18 protein-coding genes are annotated in these 18676 nt (G+C 63.4%); 11 read left to right on the forward strand and 7 right to left on the reverse strand.

Annotated elements, in window-relative coordinates; all coding sequences use genetic code 11:
- Window positions 1–6: 6 nt before the first annotated feature.
- A complete protein-coding gene (locus ACSQ3L_RS23000) occupies window positions 7–867 on the reverse strand; it encodes a TIGR01459 family HAD-type hydrolase (RefSeq protein ID WP_436161992.1) in 861 nt (286 codons plus the stop codon).
- Between the two features lie 254 nt (window positions 868–1121).
- On the opposite strand from ACSQ3L_RS23000, the gene ACSQ3L_RS23005 reads away from it, so the two are divergent.
- Together ACSQ3L_RS23005 and ACSQ3L_RS23010 are read left to right on the forward strand one after the other, a co-directional pair.
- Window positions 1122–3107: a pilus assembly protein TadG-related protein gene (locus tag ACSQ3L_RS23005; RefSeq protein ID WP_436161993.1), complete on the forward strand. Its 1986-nt coding sequence runs from the start codon at window positions 1122–1124 to the stop codon at window positions 3105–3107.
- A 133-nt stretch (window positions 3108–3240) separates the two neighbouring features.
- Window positions 3241–3873: a LysE family translocator gene (locus ACSQ3L_RS23010; protein WP_436161994.1), complete on the forward strand. Its 633-nt coding sequence runs from the start codon at window positions 3241–3243 to the stop codon at window positions 3871–3873.
- An 8-nt stretch (window positions 3874–3881) separates the two neighbouring features.
- On the opposite strand, the gene ACSQ3L_RS23015 is transcribed toward ACSQ3L_RS23010, so the two are convergent.
- Entirely contained in the window at window positions 3882–4706 is an 825-nt protein-coding gene (locus ACSQ3L_RS23015) for a DUF2189 domain-containing protein (protein ID WP_436161995.1), read from the reverse strand.
- 299 nt (window positions 4707–5005) lie between these two features.
- Between ACSQ3L_RS23015 and ACSQ3L_RS23020 the strand changes: the two genes are divergently transcribed.
- Window positions 5006–6229, forward strand: coding sequence for a TadE/TadG family type IV pilus assembly protein (locus ACSQ3L_RS23020; RefSeq protein WP_436161996.1), 1224 nt, complete (start codon window positions 5006–5008; stop codon window positions 6227–6229).
- A 132-nt stretch (window positions 6230–6361) separates the two neighbouring features.
- Here the strand turns inward: ACSQ3L_RS23020 and ACSQ3L_RS23025 are convergent, their stop codons facing one another.
- Window positions 6362–7078, reverse strand: a complete 717-nt coding sequence (locus ACSQ3L_RS23025) for a glutathione S-transferase family protein (protein WP_436161997.1) — start codon at window positions 7076–7078, stop codon at window positions 6362–6364.
- 106 nt (window positions 7079–7184) lie between these two features.
- On the opposite strand from ACSQ3L_RS23025, the gene ACSQ3L_RS23030 reads away from it, so the two are divergent.
- The gene (locus tag ACSQ3L_RS23030; RefSeq protein WP_436161998.1) at window positions 7185–7541 is read left to right on the forward strand and encodes a winged helix-turn-helix transcriptional regulator; all 357 of its coding nucleotides are present in this window, start codon (window positions 7185–7187) and stop codon (window positions 7539–7541) included.
- 73 nt (window positions 7542–7614) lie between these two features.
- The gene (locus ACSQ3L_RS23035; RefSeq protein WP_436161999.1) at window positions 7615–8130 is read left to right on the forward strand and encodes a CAP domain-containing protein; all 516 of its coding nucleotides are present in this window, start codon (window positions 7615–7617) and stop codon (window positions 8128–8130) included.
- A 47-nt stretch (window positions 8131–8177) separates the two neighbouring features.
- Here ACSQ3L_RS23035 and ACSQ3L_RS23040 read toward each other — a convergent pair whose 3' ends face one another.
- From ACSQ3L_RS23040 to ACSQ3L_RS23050, 3 genes are all read right to left on the reverse strand, one after another.
- Window positions 8178–9710, reverse strand: a complete 1533-nt coding sequence (locus ACSQ3L_RS23040) for a DHA2 family efflux MFS transporter permease subunit (protein ID WP_436162000.1) — start codon at window positions 9708–9710, stop codon at window positions 8178–8180.
- Between the two features lie 304 nt (window positions 9711–10014).
- Entirely contained in the window at window positions 10015–11196 is a 1182-nt protein-coding gene (locus ACSQ3L_RS23045) for an HlyD family secretion protein (protein ID WP_436162001.1), read from the reverse strand.
- A complete protein-coding gene (locus tag ACSQ3L_RS23050; protein WP_436162002.1) occupies window positions 11193–11672 on the reverse strand; it encodes a MarR family winged helix-turn-helix transcriptional regulator in 480 nt (159 codons plus the stop codon). Before ACSQ3L_RS23050 ends, ACSQ3L_RS23045 begins: the two co-directional genes overlap by 4 nt.
- A 195-nt stretch (window positions 11673–11867) precedes the next feature.
- Here ACSQ3L_RS23050 and ACSQ3L_RS23055 point away from each other — a divergent pair, with 195 nt between their 5' ends.
- The 6 genes from ACSQ3L_RS23055 to ACSQ3L_RS23080 are packed head-to-tail and all read left to right on the forward strand — an operon-like array spanning window position 11868 to window position 17665.
- Window positions 11868–12476, forward strand: a complete 609-nt coding sequence (locus ACSQ3L_RS23055; RefSeq protein WP_436162003.1) for a CDP-alcohol phosphatidyltransferase family protein — start codon at window positions 11868–11870, stop codon at window positions 12474–12476.
- Between the two features lie 36 nt (window positions 12477–12512).
- Complete coding sequence (locus ACSQ3L_RS23060) at window positions 12513–14300, forward strand: bifunctional alpha/beta hydrolase/class I SAM-dependent methyltransferase (RefSeq protein WP_436162004.1); 1788 nt, start codon at window positions 12513–12515, stop codon at window positions 14298–14300.
- A gap of 5 nt (window positions 14301–14305) precedes the next feature.
- A complete protein-coding gene (locus ACSQ3L_RS23065; RefSeq protein WP_436162005.1) occupies window positions 14306–15631 on the forward strand; it encodes a phosphatase PAP2/dual specificity phosphatase family protein in 1326 nt (441 codons plus the stop codon).
- Window positions 15628–16071: a hypothetical protein gene (locus ACSQ3L_RS23070; protein WP_436162006.1), complete on the forward strand. Its 444-nt coding sequence runs from the start codon at window positions 15628–15630 to the stop codon at window positions 16069–16071. Before ACSQ3L_RS23065 ends, ACSQ3L_RS23070 begins: the two co-directional genes overlap by 4 nt.
- Entirely contained in the window at window positions 16068–16730 is a 663-nt protein-coding gene (locus ACSQ3L_RS23075; RefSeq protein WP_436162007.1) for a lysophospholipid acyltransferase family protein, read from the forward strand. Before ACSQ3L_RS23070 ends, ACSQ3L_RS23075 begins: the two co-directional genes overlap by 4 nt.
- Window positions 16730–17665: a phosphatidate cytidylyltransferase gene (locus ACSQ3L_RS23080; protein WP_436162008.1), complete on the forward strand. Its 936-nt coding sequence runs from the start codon at window positions 16730–16732 to the stop codon at window positions 17663–17665. The genes ACSQ3L_RS23075 and ACSQ3L_RS23080 overlap by 1 nt, the downstream gene beginning before the upstream one ends.
- A gap of 24 nt (window positions 17666–17689) precedes the next feature.
- Here the strand turns inward: ACSQ3L_RS23080 and ACSQ3L_RS23085 are convergent, their stop codons facing one another.
- Window positions 17690–18676 carry a FecCD family ABC transporter permease gene (locus tag ACSQ3L_RS23085; protein ID WP_436163507.1) on the reverse strand — a complete coding sequence of 329 codons (987 nt, stop codon included), beginning with the start codon at window positions 18674–18676 and terminating at the stop codon, window positions 17690–17692.

Below are 18676 nucleotides of genomic sequence, written 5' to 3' on the forward strand. Positions count from 1 at the left end.
CGTCACCTACCGCAGTCTGGGAATGATGGCCACCGGACGATAGCCATGCTTTTCCAGGAAGACCGCCAACATTGCCGGATCCGGTTGCAAGACATCGCCATAGTCGCGGGCATGGATGCCGCCGGAGACATAGAGAACATCGAAGCCATTATCGGCCGCACCCTTCACATCCGTCATCATGCCGTCGCCGATGGCCAGCACCTGGGCGCGCTCGACCGGCCGGCCAAGAAGCTCGGCAACCTCCTTCATCGCGAGGTCGTAGATCGGCGTGTAAGGTTTTCCGGCGATCAATGTACGGCCACCGAGCTGGGCATAGTCGCGTGCCAGCGCGCCGGCACACCAGATGATGCGTTCGCCGCGCTCGACCACGATGTCGGGATTTGCGCAGATGAAGGGCAGGTTCCTGGCACGCAGCCGCCGCAGAAGCTCGGTGTAATCCTCGGGCTTCTCGACCTCGTCATCGAACAGGCCGGTGCAGACGACGCCGGACGCCTCGAACTCCTCGACAAGCTCGACGTCGAGACCTTCATAGAGCGTGAAGTCACGGTCGGCGCCGATATGGAAAATCCTGCGCGGACCTTCGGCGATCAGATCCCGGGTCACGTCGCCTGAGGTGACCACCCGGTCGTAGGCTGATGGCGGAACACCGATCGCGTTCATCTGCGCCACGACATCGGCACTTCGGCGCGGCGAATTGGTGATCAGGACGACGGGGATTTCCGCCTCTCGAGCCCTTGCCAGTGCCGAGGCCGCCACGGGGAAATGCCTCTCGCCATTGTGGACCACGCCCCAGACATCGCACAGGATTGCCGAATAGGCCTTCGAAACATCTTCGAGCGAGCCGATGATTTCAGGCGAATCCGCCATGCTATTTCCTTCAGTCATGATCGTTGCGACCGCCGCGACAGACGGTTCGCCGCAGCCGGTTCGGATTAGCCGAACCGCCCCCGCCTGTCACCAGCTTTCGCCGGGCATCTGCGCAGCGTCAGCAAGGGTGCTCACTGGTTAGCGGTTGGTGAAGTGCCGACCCGGCAATCGAGCGATTTCCCAAACGCGGCCTTCAGCGTTTTGTGGAAAGCTGGCGTCGACCGAGAATCCGCCGGCGGGGGCCGCTGCAAGACATGCATGAACTTTGGCGTCAGTTCTGCCGCGACAGGCGCGGCAACTATGCTCTTATGACGGTCGTTGCGATGGTTCCGCTGATGGGCGGCCTGGCGATGGCGGTCGATTTCACCGAGATGAGCCGCGAAAAACAGACGGTGTTGAATGCGCTCGATGCCGCCAACTTCGCCACCGCGCGCCGGCTGACGGAAGGCGCGACCGACGACCAGTTGAGAGCCTATGCGCTCGACTTCTTCAATGCCAACCTCAACAAGGTCGATCGCGCCAACACGACGCTCAGCGTCACCTTGCCAAGCAACACCACCGGCGGTGGCTTGCTCAAAATGAGCGCCCGGCTTGACTACAAGCCTTATTTCTATCCCGTCTTCGGCCAGCTCCTCGGCAAATCCGAAACCGACGCAAACCAGAAGATCAGCTTCAACGTCACTTCGGAAGTGCGGCTGAAGAACACTCTGGAAGTCGCCCTGGTGCTCGACAATTCTGGATCGATGACCACCACCGGAACGGGCTCGGGGCAAAAGCGCATCGATCTTCTCAAGACCGCGGCCAAACAGCTGGTCGACACGCTGGCCCAGCAAGCGATCATGATCAAGCAGGTCGACAGGCCGGTGCAATTCGGCCTCGTGCCGTTTGCCGCCTCGGTCAATGTCGGTCCTGGCAACGGCAACGCGTCCTGGATGGACACCGAAGGCCTGTCGCCGGTATCGAACGAGAATTTCGACTGGTCGACGCTGAACGCGGTCGACAAGTCAGCCCAGAAAGCCAACGGCATCTGGTACAAGCGCGGCTCCGGATGGGGCACCGACGAAGGCCAGATGCTGACCCGGTTTTCGCTGTACCGCGATATGAAGGTCGTCACCAACCATGAGCGTGTCATCAACAGCAAGCGTGTGGTTTGCGACGAGTACAACTTGAACAACACCTGCAGCGACAGCCACGATGAATATGACTATATCGACACCTATGGCCCATTCGCCAGTTGGCAGGGCTGCGTCGAGGCCAGGCCCTATCCCTACAATGTCAACGACGCCGCGCCGTCCGGCGGCTCGGCGAACACCGGCATAGGGGTTGGCGATCCGGCAACGATGTTCGTGCCGATGTTCGCCCCGGACGAACCCGGCAACCATTGGAGGCTCACCCAGGATCCCGACGAGGCCACGCCGACGACCTATGGCGCCATCAACAGCTGGTGGAACGACGATCCTTCGAGCAGCACCGGCCAAACCCGGCTGCGCAACATGGCCAAATATTTCCAGCCGCGACCGATCAATGCGCCGGCGCTGGCGGCCGGCAACGGGCCGAACTACAGCTGCTCCACCAACCCGATCACGCCACTGACCGATGTCAGCGTTACCACTGGGCTCACCGCGATCAAGGCCGCGATCGACCTGATGAAGCCGGATGGCGGCACCAATGTTCCCGAAGGCATGGCCTGGGGCTGGCGGGTGGTTTCGAGCGGCGAGCCGTTCACGCAAGGCCGCCCGGAAACCGAGAGAGGCAACGACAAGGTCGTGATCGTGCTGACCGATGGGGCCAATACCTACTACACGCCTTCGTCGCTCGGTCATTCCGACCCCGCCGACTCGAAATCGACCTATGCGTCCTTCGGCTATCTCAACCCAGGCTATAACGGCACTTCGGTGGGTCGCCTGTTCATGGGCACGTCGAGCGCCATTGGCCAATTCGACTATTCGAACGGCAATTATACCAACGCGCTCAACGAGCAGATGGCGACGCTTTGCAACAACGCCAAGGCAGCCAACATCATGGTGATGACGGTGGCGCTCGATCTGTCCACGACCAAGACGGCCGACAAACTGGCGATCGACGCGCTGAAATCCTGCTCGTCGAACTCGCGCTTCCGCAAGGATCCGACGGACGCGAGCAAGCCGGCAAAACTGTTCTGGAACGCTACCGGCGCCACCTTGTCGAACGACTTCAAGGAAATCGGCAACGAATTGTCGAACCTGCGTGTCGTCGGCTGATCCGAAAGGCATTGACATCTAGCTGGCGCAACGGCTGGCGCCGCCATGCTCTTGCGCGCGCCTCCCCGGGCAGGCACATGTTGACCGCTCGCGGGATCGTCAGTTCATTCGCGGCGCACAGGGGAACGAACAGATGCCCGAAACCGCCAACCATCTCGCCTTCGCGCTGGTCTGCCTCGGCATGGTGCTGACGCCTGGCCCCAACATGATCTATCTGATCTCGCGTTCCCTGTCGCAAGGGCCTAAGGCCGGGCTGATCTCGCTCGGTGGCGTGGCACTCGGCTTTGTCTTCTATGTGCTGGCGGCGGCATTCGGCATCACCGCGCTGCTGCTCGCCGTGCCCTATGCGTATGACGCGCTGCGCTTCGCCGGCGTGCTCTATCTTCTGTGGCTTGCCTGGCAGGCAGTGAAGCCCGGCGGACGCTCACCCTTCGAAGTGCGCGAGTTGCCGAGGGACAGGCCGCGAAAGTTGTTCGCCATGGGCCTGATGACCAATCTGCTCAATCCGAAGGTGGCCGTGCTCTATCTGTCGCTGCTGCCGCAGTTCATCAGCCCCGGCAAAGGCCACGTCCTGTCGCAGCTTCTGGTGCTCGGCGCGACACAGATCTCGATCAGCCTCAGCGTCAATGCCGTCATCGCGGTGACGGCCGGCTCGATCGCCGCCTTCCTCGCCGGACGGCCCCTGTGGCTGGTCATCCAGCGCTGGATGATGGGCACCGTGCTGGCGGCACTTGCCTTGAAGATGGCGACCGACGCACAGCGTTAGAGCACTGCCTACATCGGCCGCCTTGTCTGCTCCGCCCGCTCCGGCTCGACCACCTTGCGGTAGAGATGCCAGGTGGCATGGCCGAGCACCGGTATGACGACGGCGAGACCGGCAAACAGCGGGATCGAACCGATGACCAGAAGCACGGCGACCAGCAACCCCCACAGCGCCATCTGCAGCGGGTTGGTCATTACCGCCCGGGCCGAGGTCTCAATGGCGGAAACGGCGCCGACGTCCCGGTCGAGCAGCAGCGGGAAGGCAATCACGGTGGTGGCCAGCACGACCGCGGCGAAAACAAAGCCTGCTGCATTGCCGGCAAGGATCAGAGTCCAGCCCTTGCCGGTCGTCAGCACCTCGCGGATGAAGCTGCCTATAGAGGCCGGAGGCTGATCGCCGAACAGGCCGGTGTAGATCGACTGTGCGGTGTAGAGCCACAACAGGAACAGCGCCACCAGCATGATTCCTATCACCGCGATCGACGGAATCGCCGGCGAGCGGCGTACATCGAGTGCATGCCACCAGGAGGTGTTCATACCGAGTTCGCGCCGGCGGCTGATCTCGTAAAGGCCGAGCGCGGCAAACGGCCCGACCAGCGCGAAACCCGACATCAGGGGATAGATGAGCTGGATGGCATTGGCGCCAGACGTCCACCGCGTCAGGATCAGGCCAACGATAGGATAGATCAGACACAGAAACACGTAGTGCGAGGGCTTTGCCCAGAAATCCTCGACACCGAGGCGGAGCGCATCCCAAAGGTCCGAAATGGTGATGCGACGCACCGTGGGCTGCACATGCATTCCACGTGCGTCCGCCATGACATGAAAGCCGGCCATAACCTTCCTCCCGTGTGTCGGGGCGGTCACCGCCAGGATGGCCGCCAGAGCTGCCACTTCAAGAACGAGAGGCACGATAGCAGAGTTGGCGGCGATTGTCGCCGCGTCAATGGTCTGGGGAGCAACTCCTCTTGTGCTCATCTCTCCGCATCGCCTCTCATATGGCCGTGCCTTGGCGGGCTTCGTTTTGGCCAACCATTGTGCTGCATTTTAGCATTTACGCATTTTAGCATTTCCTTAAATGGCTCATAGAGACCCCTGGCGTATCACCTGAGCCTTACAAGTTTTGGCGAGGGGCGATGTTCGCGTTGAAAGGCTTCTGGTCTTCGGAGCGTGGCAACTTTGCCATAGTGACCGCCGTGGCGATGCTGCCGATAATGATTGGTTTGGCTGGCGCCGTTGATCTGGTCGGCACGAGCCATGACGCCTCGCAACTACAGAACTCGCTGGACGCGGCGGGGCTCGCCATCGGCACGAAATTCTCTCCCGAGATGGCGGCTGGCGATGTTCAGCAGCTTGGGCTGCAATTCTTCGCCGCAAATATGAGCGCGGCCGACCCGCAGGAATATTCGGGCAGCGTCTCCGCTTTCACGGCAACGGCCAGCGGCAGCCCAAGCGCCTACTTTGTCTCGCTGTCGTCCAGCATAAGCCACCCAAGCTTCATCGGCGACTCGGCCTCTTGGCAGGCCTACCGCTCGGCCTCGGTCAAGATAAAGCCTGGCGCGCAGGCCTGCGTGCTGGCGCTCAATCCGCATGCGTCCGCCGCCGTGAACCTGCAGGGCTCGACCAACGTCTCGATGGACAATTGCGTGATCGCGGCGAACTCGGACGCGTCCGATTCTGTCAATAGAGGCGGCTCCGCACTGGTTTCGGCGGGCTGTGTCTCAACCGTCGGCGGCACCAGCGGGCTGTTGCCACCCAGCGCCAATCTCGCCTGCGGAACGCCGCACGAACATCGGTACGCGTCTTTTGATCCACTGGCCGACGTCATTCCTCCCCCTTACACATTGTGTTTGCCGGTCCCGAACGGCAAAACCTACACGCTGTCGCCCGGCACTTATTGCGACAAGACATTGTCGGGGAACATCACGCTTAATCCGGGTGTCTACATCATGCGCGGCACCACCATAAAGCCAGGGGGAAACGGCAGCCTGACTGGCCAAGGCGTGACCATATTCCTCATGGAAAGCGCTCAGATCTACATAAATGCCAATGAGAAGGTGAACCTTTCCCCGCCCACCAGCGGCCCTTATGCAGGTATCACCATTTTCCAGGATCACGGCAATACGTCTGCCCTGACGTTGAATGGCGGCGCAAATTCCGAGCTCAGCGGTTTCATCTACGCGCCAGACGCGCCCATTTCCTACGCCGGCAACTCTGATATGAGCGCCCAGGGCGACTGTCTCAGGCTTGTCGGAAATACGGTACAGATGACCGGAAATTCGTCCGTCACGTCGGACTGCGCGGCTGCGCTTGGGAATCGCGCAATGTATGCTGATCGGATGATCACTCTCGTGAAATGAGAGACGGCTCCCGACGTTTGACCTGACGTCCGGAGGCGCCGGCGGTAGCGTTCAACAACGCCGGAGTGCGGCAACCGCACTCCGGCAGATAAGTGCCTTTCACAAGGCACATCTAGTTGAAAAGGAGCATCGCTACGGTTGCGCCGGTGCAGCGAAGCGATCGATCACTTCGGCCAGCGGGACGTGGCCAAGGCAGGCGCCCGAACCAGCGGGTTGTTCGCCATCCTCGACAGCCAAGGCATATCGCACCACCGGATCGGCTTCGATGCGGCGGCGCAGCCCGGCCAGCTTGGGATAGGCAGCGCCGTCGACCGCCTGGTGGAACTCCGCCCAGCGCGCCACGCCAATCAGCGTGGTATCGGCCAGCGTCAGCCGGTCGCCGACCAGGAACTCGGTGTCGGCGATCATCTCTTCGAGCTGATTGTGGCGATTGGTAACGGCCTGGCGGCCGAAGTCGCGCAAGACCGCCTTCAGCGCCGGGTCATCCGCCGCCATCTCAAATGCCGCCCATAGAGGGCTGAAGGCCGCTGTGAAACCGGTGTTCACGAAGGCCATCAGCTGGTGCATGCGGTCGGCTTGCGGCGTGCGCGGTTCGAAGCTGATGCGGCGTTGCGCGTCGCGGGCTTCCAGCCACGCGGCGATAGCCATGGTCTCGGTGAGCACCATGCCTTCGTCGGTGATCAAAACCGGCGTTTCCTGACGGCCGTTGATGCTGGCATAGGCGTCGTTCTTCATCTCGGTGAGCATGTCGACGCGGCACAGGCGATAGGGTTGTCCGACCCGTTCAAAGGCAGCGACGAGCCCCATCGAGCTTCCCGCCGGGAAGCCGTAAAGGAGGATAGGTTCCATTTGTTTTCTTCCATGGTTCAAGGGATCACGCCGCGCAGCGAAACTTGACCCTAAACGCTGGTCGCCCCATGTAAATTACGCACAATTCTGTAACCAGGACCCGCCCATGAAAGACGTCGTCTCACGCTGCCCGATCGAAGAGACCATGCGCGTGCTCAGCGGCCGCTGGCCCACATTGCTGCTCTATTATCTGAAGGATGGGACCAAGCGGTTCAGCGACCTGAGGCGCGACAATCCAACCGTGTCGCACCGTATCCTGGCGCTGGAACTGCGCAAGCTGGAGGACGCCGGTATAGTGCGGCGGACGGTGCATCCGGGTTATCCGTTGCGCGTCGACTATGACCTCACCCCGCCCGGTCGCAAGCTTGTGCCGTTGATCGATGCGCTCGGCGCCTGGTGGGTGCGTACGGCAGGCGACCGGATGGGCGGCTCCTCGGACGCAGATCTCGATACAGCCGCCTAGGATCGTTGATTTCCGCCGGGATTTTCGCCGCCGTGCCCGGCAAAAGCCATGATCGCCACTATCTCAGGTGGCCATGACCATTGCCAAAACCGAAATCCACCCGATCCCGAATCTGAACAGGCGCATGCTGCTGAAAGGCGTCGGCCTTGCAGCCCTGGCCGGTCTCGCCGCCTGCAGCACGGTTTCGCTGCCGACCGGCGAAGGCGCCGGGGTCTCCTCTTCCGCCACCAGCACGCTGGCCAGCATCCGCGCCTCGGCCGGGCTCGCGCCGCTGGTCGCCGACCGGCAGCTCGAACAGGCCGCCCTGCAGCAGGCCGGCTACATGGCGCAGCGCCGGCGCATGAGCCACACCACCGGTTGGGGCAAGGATTTCGCCTCGCGAGTCAAAGGCAATGGCATTGCGGGTGCCGCCGCCGAGAACATCGCCGAGGGCCGTTTCGACCTTGAGAAGCTGTTCGACATCTGGGTGCATTCATCAGGCCATCGCCGCAACATGCTCGACCCGCGCTTCACCCGTTTCGGCCTCGCCTATGTGCGCGACGGCAGCGACGGCAATCTCCGTTACTGGAGCCTGGTGCTCGGGAAATAGCAGGCGTGCCGGTTCCGTGCGCCACCACGAACACGACCTGATGGGAGCTAGTCCATGTGGGCGGCTGGCGCGCCACCGGCCGGCGCCTGCTTGGGCTTGCGCAGCAGGAACACAAACGGGACGGCAATCAGCGTCATCACCATAAGTATTTTGAAGTCGTTGACGTAAGAGATCATCATCGCCTGGAGATTGACCATGCGATCGACCTGCGAAAGCGCCATCGGGTCGCCGCTCGCGGCGGCCGGTGAGACCGCCCACAGGTTCGGGTTGAACGGGTTGATGAAGGCCGAAAGCTCGGTGTGGTTGACCTGCGTGTTGCGCACCATCAGAACCGTCACGACCGACACGCCGATGGAAGAGCCAAGATTGCGCACCAGGCTGAACAGAGCCGTGGCATCGGTGCGGAATCGCACGTCGAGCGTGGCGAAGGCGACGGTCGACAGCGGCACGAACACCATTCCCATGCCCAGGCCCTGTATGATTCCGGAACTGATGATCAGCCAATTGTCCATCTGCGGCGTGAAGCTGGACATGGTGTAGAGCGACTGCGCGGTCAGCAGGAAGCCGATGACGACGAGGATCCGGGCGTCGATCTTGCTCATGAGCCGCCCGACGACGAGCATCGAAATCATTGTGCCGACACCGCGTGGCCCTATGACGACGCCGATGGTGATGGTCGGATAGCCGAAGATGGTCGACAGCATTGGCGGCAGCAGCGACATGCTCGCCAGGATGAGCACACCCATGACGAAGATGAACGCCAGCCCGGTCACGAAATTGCGGTCGAGGAATATCTTGGGATCGATGAAGGGGTGTTCCGCCGTCATCGTGTGAATGATGAACACCCAGAAGCCGGTGAGGGAAAGGCCAAGCTCGATCCAGATCTCGACCGAGGAAAACCAGTCGACCTCACCGCCGCGGTCGAGCAGCAATTGAAGCGCGCCGACGCCGAGCGATATCATGGCGAAGCCGAAGAAATCGAAACCGCGCACGCGCCGGGCAACGGCCGGAAGGTAGGCGGCCATGCCGAGAAAGGCGACGATGCCGACCGGCAGGTTGATGAAGAACACCCAGCGCCAGTTGAAATTCTCGGTCAGCCAGCCACCCAGCGTCGGACCCAGGATCGGCCCCAGCATGATGCCGGCGCCCCAGATGGCCATCGCCTGGCCGTGGCGTTCCCTGGGATTGATGTCGAGCAGGAAGGTTTGCGACAGAGGCACGATCGCCGCGCCGAACACGCCTTGCATCAGCCGGAAGAACACGATGGTCTCCAGGCTCCAGGCAATGCCGCACAGCATCGAGAACACGGTGAAGCCGACCACCGCCGTCAGGAACAGTTCCTTGCGGCCGAAGCGGTCGGCCAGCCAACCGGTGACCGGCGTCATGATGGCGGCGGCCACGATGTAGGAGGTCAGCACCCAGTTGATGTTGTCCGGGGAGGCGCCGAGATCGCCCGTCATGGTCGGCAGCGCGACGTTGGCGATCGTCGTGTCGAGTGCCTGCATGATCGTCGCCAGCATGAGCGCGACCGTGATCAGGCCGCGATGCGGCACTTCTTTGAAGGGTTCGGGCGTGCTCATGACGTGGAACTTCCAGCAGGTAACAAAAACGTGTACAACGGGTTTCCGGGCGGCAACGCCTTCCGTTGAGAGACCCTCATCGCGGTGGGACGCGATTATCGATGTGGGGGTTACATCGATCGAAAGTCTCTTATGAGCGGATGCCTGCCGCCCGGAAACATGAGGACCGACGGGTCCGTGGAGATTTCAGATCTCGGTCAAGCCGCGATGCGGCTTCGCCCAAACGCTGATCCCTCCAGTTCCTCCCATCAGACCAATCCTGCTATTCACCTCAGCCGCTGGTCTCCGCGGCATTCGGTTGACTTTACTGCGCGGCCTCGCCAGCCGTGGCGTGACCAAAGATCGACGGCAGGCCACGCGCAACGCCGGTGTCGACGGTGACGGTAGCGCTCATGCCGGTGCGCAACGCCATCTTGGCGTCGGCGTCGGTCAGTTCGAGACGCACCGGAATGCGCTGCGTGACCTTGACCCAATTGCCGGTGGCGTTCTGGGCGGGCAGCAGCGAGAACTCGGCTCCCGTGCCAGCGCCGATCGCCTTGACCGTCGCCTCGAAGGTGCGCCCTGGATAGGTATCGACCACGATCTCGGCCTTCTGGCCGGGCTTCATGTGGGTGAGCTGCGTTTCCTTGAAATTGGCGTCGATCCAGGTGTCGCCGGTCTCGACCAGCGAAAACAGCGGCGTGCCGGAACCGACATACTGACCGACCTTGAATGACGAGGCCTGGCTGACGACGCCGTCAGCCGGCGCCTTGACCGTGGTTTGCGCCAGGTCGTAGGCCGCCTTGTCGCGCGCGGCGAGCGCGGCCATCACGGTCGGGTGCTTGTCGGTCTCGATATCGGGATTGCCGCCGAGGGCTGCCTTGGCGCTGATGATGCCTTGCTCGGCGACGGCCAGTTGCTGCTTGGCCTTGTCGAGATCGTTCTTGGCTTCGTCCAGCGACGACTTGGCGTTGATGCCCTTCTGGGCAAGGTCGGCCGCGCGGTCGAACTGCGACTGGGCGAAGGCGACCTGGCTGGCATCGGACTTTTGCTGGGCCATCGACTGGCCATAGGCGGCGCGCAGCTGCTCGACATTGAGACGCGCGCCGGCCACCGCCGCGTCGGCCTGGGCCAGCGCGATCCGGTAGGGCTCGGGGTCGATGGCAAACAGCTCGTCACCCTGTTTGACCAGTTGGTTGTCGAAGATGTCGACTTTAACGATGCGGCCGGCCGTGTCGGAAGCGATCGACACCTTGGCCTGCTGCAGATTGGCGTTCTCGGTTTCCTGATAGCGGCCGCCGGTGACCCAGACGTAGCCGCCACCGACAGCCAGCACCGCGGGCAGCGCGACCATCAGCAGAAAGCGGCCCAGCCGGCGCTTTTTCTTCACCGGCAACGGGGCCGGCTGCACCTGGGGAGCGACTGCCACCGGGGCCACGGCCGGCTTCTCCGGCGCTTCCATTTCCAGCTCGGTCACTTTCTCGTCTAGCTTGGCTACCGCGTTCATGCTGCTGTGCCTTCTGTATTCTTCACTTTTTCAGTGGACGGCGTCTCGTCGTCCGTCAGGTTGCGGACCATCGCCTCGAGCCCCTCGATGAGGACGCGACGGGCTTCCGGCTTCACGCCGACCAGCGATTCCTCGTAGACTTCTCCGGCAATGCTCTTGATCACCGCGTAGGCATCACTGGCCTTGGGCGTCAGGAAGATCATGCGGACGCGGCGATCGGCGGCGTCAGGGCGGCGCTCGATCCAGCCTCCCTCCTCCATGCGGTCGACCAGGCGCGAAACGCTGATCGGCTCGATTTCGAGAAGTTCGGCCAACCGGGCCTGCGCGACACCGTCTTCCTTGGCGACGCGGACCAGAAGCCGCCATTGCGCCGAAGAAAGTCCCAAACCACTGGCCCTCGCCTCGAAGCGCTTGCGCATCAGGCGCTGCACGTCGTGGATCAAGAAGCCCAATCTGTCGATGCCATTGGAAACCATGAGCGCGATATATAATAAGCGTGCTTACTATTCAAGATGCGGCATTGCGCCAGAAGCCGGCAAATGGGTATGACAGCCATGCCGGACCGATCATGGTTAGCGATTGGTGAACGCATTGTGACCGCAGCAGCCTCTGCTCTGGTCGTGCCTGACATATTGATGTACAGCCGCTGTCAGGATCGGGGGATCACGAAAATGCCGACGCTTTATGCTCTCAAGCCGGCTTTCCAGGGACGGCTGCGGCCGCTGGTCAATCGGCTAGCGGCAATCGGCGTTACCGCAAACAGCATCACCATACTGGCAGCGCTGATGTCGGTAGTAGCTGGGACTGCCATCGCGATCTGGCACGAATGGCGCTGGCTGCTGCTGCTGATCCCCGCGGTGATGTTCGTGCGCATGGCGCTGAATGCCGTGGACGGCATGCTCGCGCGGGAACACGGGCAGGCTTCGACGCTCGGCATGTATTTGAACGAGTTGTGCGACGTCGTTTCGGATCTCGCGCTGATCCTTCCTTTTGCCGTCTTTCCGGAATTTGGCGCATGGGGCGTCGTCGCCTTCGCGATGTCAGCCGTGCTGACCGAGTTCGCCGGCGTGCTCGGCATCGCCGCCAAGATCGGGCGAAACTATGCCGGGCCGTTCGGCAAGAGCGACAGGGCGCTGGCGCTGGGCGTGGTCGCCGTGCTGTGCGCCGCCGGACTCTGGCCGGCATCCATCGCACCCTTTGTGTTTCCGGCCATGGCAACGCTTTCGCTGCTGACCGCCATAAACCGGATACGCGCCGGCCTTATTGGCAGCGCCAGCTGAGCATCGAGGCTCGCCATGCCGCCAGAGGGAAAGTCCATGTTGCACGAACCGATCGCCGCCGCGGTCACGGAAAGCCTTGAGCGGCAAGCGCAGGAGCGAGTCTTCCGCAGTCATGACGGGACGGAGATCTTCTACCGCTTCTGGCCGGCGGCTTCCGCCGATGCCAAGGGCGCGGTGGTGCTCTTCCACCGCGGCCACGAGCATGGCGGCCGCATGGCCCATCTCGTCGATGAATTGCAGATGCCGGACCATGCCTTCTATGCCTGGGATGCGCGCGGCAATGGCCGTTCGTCCGGCGAGCGCGGCTATGCCCCTTCCTTCTCGGCCTTGGTGCGCGACATCGACTGCTTCATGCGCGAGATCGCCGCCAGGGATGGCTTCGCCACGCAGGATATCGCGCTGATCGCGCAGTCCTTCGGTGCCGTGCTTGCCGCCGCCTGGGTGCACGACTATGCGCCGAAGCTGCGCGCCATGGTGCTGGCCTCGCCGGCCTTTTCGGTAAAGCTCTACGTGCCCTTCGCTAGGGAAGGCATCGCGTTCTGGCAGAAGATCAAGGGGCGCTTCTTCGTCAATTCCTACGTCAAGGCGAAATTCCTGACCCATGATCCCGTGCGCATCGCCTCCTTCGAGAGCGATCCGCTAATCACGCGGCCGATCGCCTCCAACATCCTGGTCGAACTCTACCAGCACGCCGCCCGTATCGTCACTGATGCCCGCGCCATCACCGTGCCGACGCAGCTTCTGCTTTCGGGCAGCGACTGGGTGGTGCGTCACGGCCCACAGCACGCGTTTTTCGTCAATCTCGGCAGCCGCACCAAGGAACGCCATGTGTTGCCGGGGTTCTTCCACGATACACTGGGCGAACGCGACCGGGCGCAGGCCCTCGACCTGATCCGGCCATTCCTGGCCAAGCAGTTCGCAGCACCGGACGCGCCTGTCGACCTGAAGCAGGCGGACATCGTTGGCTACACCCGCGACGAGGCCGACAGGCTTGCCTCGCCGCTCGATCTGTTGTCGCCCAAGGGCCTTTATTGGGCATTCAGCCGCGCCTCCATCCGCATGGGCGCCTGGGTCTCCCAAGGTATGAAAGCCGGCGTCACCACGGGCTTCGATTCCGGCTCGACGCTGGACTATGTCTACGAAAACGAAGCACGGGGTTTTTCGCCCCTAGGCCGCGTCGTCGACCGCATCTTCCTGGAAGCCATCGGCTGGCGCGGCATCCGCCAGCGCAAGCTGCATCTCGAAGAACTCATCGGGTCTTGCCTGGCGGCGCTCAAGGCCACTGGGCGGCCGGCGCATATTCTCGACATCGCCGCCGGTCACGGCCGCTATGTTCTCGATGCCATCGTCAAGAGTCCCGACCAACCGGCGAGCGTGCGCCTGCAGGATTATTCCGACCTCAACGTCCAGCTTGGCCGCAAGCTGATCGCTGAGCGGCAGTTGCCGGCTGATGTCTCGTTCCAGCGCGCCGACGCCTTCGATGCCGACATGCTCGCTTCGATCAATCCGGCTCCGGACCTTGCCATCGTTTCCGGCCTCTACGAGCTGTTCTCGGACAACGCTATGATCGCCCGCTCGCTCGGTGGATTGGCCCATGCCATGCAGCCGGGCAGCCTCTTGCTCTACACCAACCAGCCCTGGCACCCGCAGCTCGAGATGATCGCCCGCAGCCTGACCTCGCATCGCGGCGGCGAAGCCTGGGTGATGCGCCGGCGCACGCAGGGCGAGATGGACCAGCTCGTCGAAGCCGCCGGCTTCGAAAAGCTCGAGCAGCGCATCGACCAATGGGGCATCTTCACCGTCTCGGTCGCGCGGCGCCGCTGAACAGCATGGTCCCATCGCCTGCATCCGTGGCGCATGCCGAACCCTATAGCCGGGTGGTCGTCAGGGCAGCCCTCTGGCTGGCCTTCCTGGCGCCGTTCTTCTACCTCAGCTACGGTTTTGCCAACTGGCTGGCCTCGCGGCGCGACGATGTCGGCAGCATCGTGTTCTCGTGGGAACACAGCATCCCGTTCGTCGCCTGGACCATCGTGCCTTACTGGTCGATCAACCTGTTCTACGGCCTGTCGCTGCTGCTCAACGACAACAGGCAAGGGGTCGACCGTCTGGCCGGGCGCTATCTCACCGCGCAAATCGTCGCCGTTGCCTGCTTCATCCTGTTCCCGCTGACCGCGACATTCGTGCGGCCCGCAACGACCGGGCTGCCGGGCTTCCTGTTTGCCGTGCTTGGCGGTTTCGACAAGCCGTTCAACCAGGCGCCGTCGCTGCACATCGCCCTTTTGGTGATCATCTGGGATCATTGGCGCCACCGGCTCGCCGGCTTTCTCCTGCCGCTCTGGCATGGCTGGTGCTTTTTGATCGGCGCCTCGGTGCTGACGACCTGGCAGCATCATTTCATCGACATCCCGACCGGCGCGCTGCTCGGGATTTTTGCGCTGTGGCTGTTTCCGCGCAGCGGCGAGCTGCCGTTTTCAGGCGCAAGGCTGACCAGCGATGCGAAGGCGCGGCGGCTGGCGCTGTTCTACGCGCTGGGCGCTGTCCTTGCGCTGATGGCCGCAGCGCTCGGCGCCTTGTTTTGCGCTGTCGCGCTCTCCCTGCTTTGGCCGGCGCTGGCGCTGGCCATCGTCGCCTTCGCCTATGCCGGAGCAGGCGCAAAAATGTTCCAGAAATCCGCCGATGGCAGCATCACGCTTGCGAGCCGTGTTCTGCTCTGGCCTTACCGTCTCGGCGCCAGGGCAAACATATGGGCCTGGACGCGCAAACTTGCTCCCCAGGTGGCGGTCGCCGACGGCGTCTTTCTCGGGCGTTATCCCAGGGCAAGCGAAGCCAACAGCTTCGGCACGGTCATCGACCTCGCCGCCGAACTTGAAGAGCCGGCGGGCGCCAATTGCCGCTGGGTCAGCTTTCCGATGATCGACCTGTTGCCGCCGCCAATGGTGATACAGCAACGGGCAGCCGGCGCGCTGGAAAGCGCGCGCCGCGATGGCACCGTGCTGGTGTGCTGCGCGCTCGGCTTCCAGCGCAGCGCCGGCGTCGTCGCCGAATGGCTGGTCGCGACCGGCAGGGCCAAAACGCCGACGCTCGCCCGCGAGATGCTCGCGGCCGCCGGCCGGCCGGTGCATCTTGCCGAGGCCACGGAGCGGGCGGCGTCATGACCGGCAATGCCTACCAGGACCGCACCGAACGCTTCGCCGGCATGCTGATGCGGCAGGCAGCATGGCCGGCCGCACTCGTGGTGGTCGCAAACATCCTTGCGCCGCTGGCTGCCTCAGCGCGCGGCGCCTTCGAGAGCTTGCCGGCGGCCATCGCTCTGTCGATCACCGCCGCGAGCGCTGTCGCCGTGCTGGTGCTGTCGGCACTGCTGGCATTCGACGCCCTGCTGTTCCGGCTGATGGCCAGCCATGACGACGAGGTTGCCGGCGGCGCCGCGGTGGATGACATGCTGGCCCGCATGCGCCTGAAGCCCTTCCAGTCCACGACACGTTCGCTCGACGACCGCATGGCCGGCACCCGTCGCCTGCTGTTCAAGCAGCGCGCCGCTCTTATCCTTTATGCCGCGGCGCTTCTGGCGGCGGGGTTTTGGGCGCCGCGATGAACAGGCTTTCGCTCAAGACCTTCACCTTGCTGCAGGCGGTAACCTCCGTCGGCCTCTCGGCACTGGCCTGGATGGTGACCGGGGTGCGTCCGATCTGGAACGGCAGCCTGCCGTCCGACCGGCAGCGCATCTATTTCGCCAACCACACCAGCCATGGCGATTTCATCCTTTTGTCGGCGTGCCTCAGCGAAAGGGAGCGCGCGATCACGCATGCGGTTGCCGCCGGTGAGTATTGGGGAAAGTCACGGCTGCGCCGCTTCATTGCCGAGGACATGCTGTCATCCGTGCTCATCAATCGGCAATGGACGAAGCCCGAGGAAAACCCGATCGAGATCATGCTGTCGGTTCTCGACCAGGGCCACTCGCTGATCCTGTTTCCCGAGGGCACCCGCAACATGACCGAGGAGCCGCTGCTGGCCTTCCGTTCCGGGCTCTACAATCTGTCGATGGCGCGGCCACAGGTCGAGCTGATCCCGTGCTGGATCGAGAACATGTCGCGCGTGCTGCCCAAGGGCCAGTTCCTGCCGGTGCCGCTGCTGTGCCGCGTCGTCTTCGGCGCGCCGGTGGCGATTGGCCCGGGCGAAGAACGCCGGGCCTTTCTCGCACGCGCCCACGCCACGCTTCTGGCGCTCAACCCGCGTCCCGAGCGAGACGATTGATGCGCCACGAGATCTCCATCCTGATCATCGGCCTGCTGGCGGTGCTGACCACCGCCAGCATCGTCGCCGCCATACTTTCGGCGCGGGCGCCGAAGCCGCTCAGCTCGACGCTGGTCAATCTCACGCAGCGCATCAATGCCTGGTGGGTGATGGTGGCGCTGATGACGGTCGCCTTCTTCTTCGGCCGTTACGGGATGACCATCCTGTTTGCGCTGATCTCCTTCGCCGCGCTGCGGGAATTCGTGACGCTGACGCATACGCGCCGCAGCGACCATTGGGTGCTGCTCGGCATGTTCGGCATCATCATACCGTTTCAATACTGGCTGGTGTGGACCGCCTGGTACGGGCTCTTCGTCATCTTCATCCCGGTCTACTGCTTCCTGTTGATGCCGGCCATCACGGCGCTGCATGGCGACACCGAACGCTTCCTCGAGCGCATCGCCGCGCAGCAATGGGCGGTGATGATCTCGGTCTATTGCGTCAGCCATGTCCCTGCCCTGCTGACGCTTGAGGTGCCGGGCTTCGAAGGCCGCACCCTGCTGCTGATCGCCTTCCTGATCATCGTCGTGCAAGGCAGCGACGTGCTGCAATACATCTTCGGCAAGCTGTTCGGAAAACACCGGTTTTCGCCGACCGTCTCGCCGTCGAAAACCTGGGAAGGCCTGATCGGCGGGCTGGTGTCGGCGAGCCTGCTGGGCGCGCTGTTGTCGTTCGTGACACCCTTCTCGCCGCTGCAGGCGGCGGCCGTGGCCTTCGTCGCCTGCTCGATGGGATTTCTGGGTGGGCTGGTTGCTTCGGCCATCAAGCGCGACCAGGGCGTCAAGGATTGGGGCCATCTGATCGAAGGTCATGGCGGCATGATGGACCGCACGGACAGCCTGGTTTTCGCGGCCCCAGTGTTCTTTCACATCGTGCGCTATTTCTGGACCGTGTGATCCGGCGACCTGTTGCCCGCGCGGTCAGAGCCGGTTGCGGATGAGCATGGTGACGACGAAGAACGCGCCGACCGAGCTGGTGATGATGCCGATCGGCAGTTCCTGCGGCGGCAGCAGCGTTCGGGCCAGAAGATCGCTGGCCAGCAACAGCACGGCGCCGAAGACGGCACAGCTGGCGACCAGGCGCAGATGCAAGGGACCCGCCAGCGGCCGCGACAGATGCGGGATCATCAGCCCGACGAAACCGATGACGCCGGCGACCGAAACAAGGATCGCCGTCGAGAAGGCGGCGACGAGAAAGGTCGTCCGGCGCATGCGCGCCACCGGCACGCCAAGGCTCTCGGCGGCGTTTTCGCCGGCCAGGAAAGCGTCGAGCCGGCGATGGTTCCACAGCGCGTAAGCCAGGATGGTGCCGGCACCCAGCGCGCCGAGCCAGATATTGTTCCAGCGCGCCAGGCCGAGCCCACCCATCGTCCAGAACAGCACGGAGTGGGCGGCGCGCTGGTCGCCGGCGAAGACCAGGTAGTTGGTCAAGGCGGTGAACATGAACGAGACGGCAAGGCCGGCGAGGATCAGCCGCTCCGGACCTTGCCCCCTCACCCGCGCGACCAGCAGCAGGACGACCCCGGCGGCCAGTATGCCGCCGGTGAAGGCCGCGACCGGCAACGTCCAGATGCCAAAACTGTCGCCGAAGACGGTGATGACGGAAACAGCGCCGGCGGCGGCGCCCGAGGACAGGCCGAACAGGAACGGGTCGGCAAGATCGTTGCGAGTTACCGTCTGCAACAGCGCACCGACGACGCCCAGGCCGGCGCCGACGCAGATGGCGAGGATCGTGCGCGGCAGCCGCAGGTCGACGACGATCTTGCCGACCGGCCCGGGCACATCGTGCCCGCCCAGACCGATTGCACGGCCGAGCGAGGCAACGACGTCGGTCAACGGGATCAGCGTCGAGCCATAGGCGATCGACAGCAGAGCGAGAGCGGCGATCACCGCCGCTCCCACCAGCAT

Origin of the sequence: Mesorhizobium sp. LjRoot246 (genome assembly GCF_964254115.1) — a bacterium.
Taxonomy (GTDB): domain Bacteria; phylum Pseudomonadota; class Alphaproteobacteria; order Rhizobiales; family Rhizobiaceae; genus Mesorhizobium.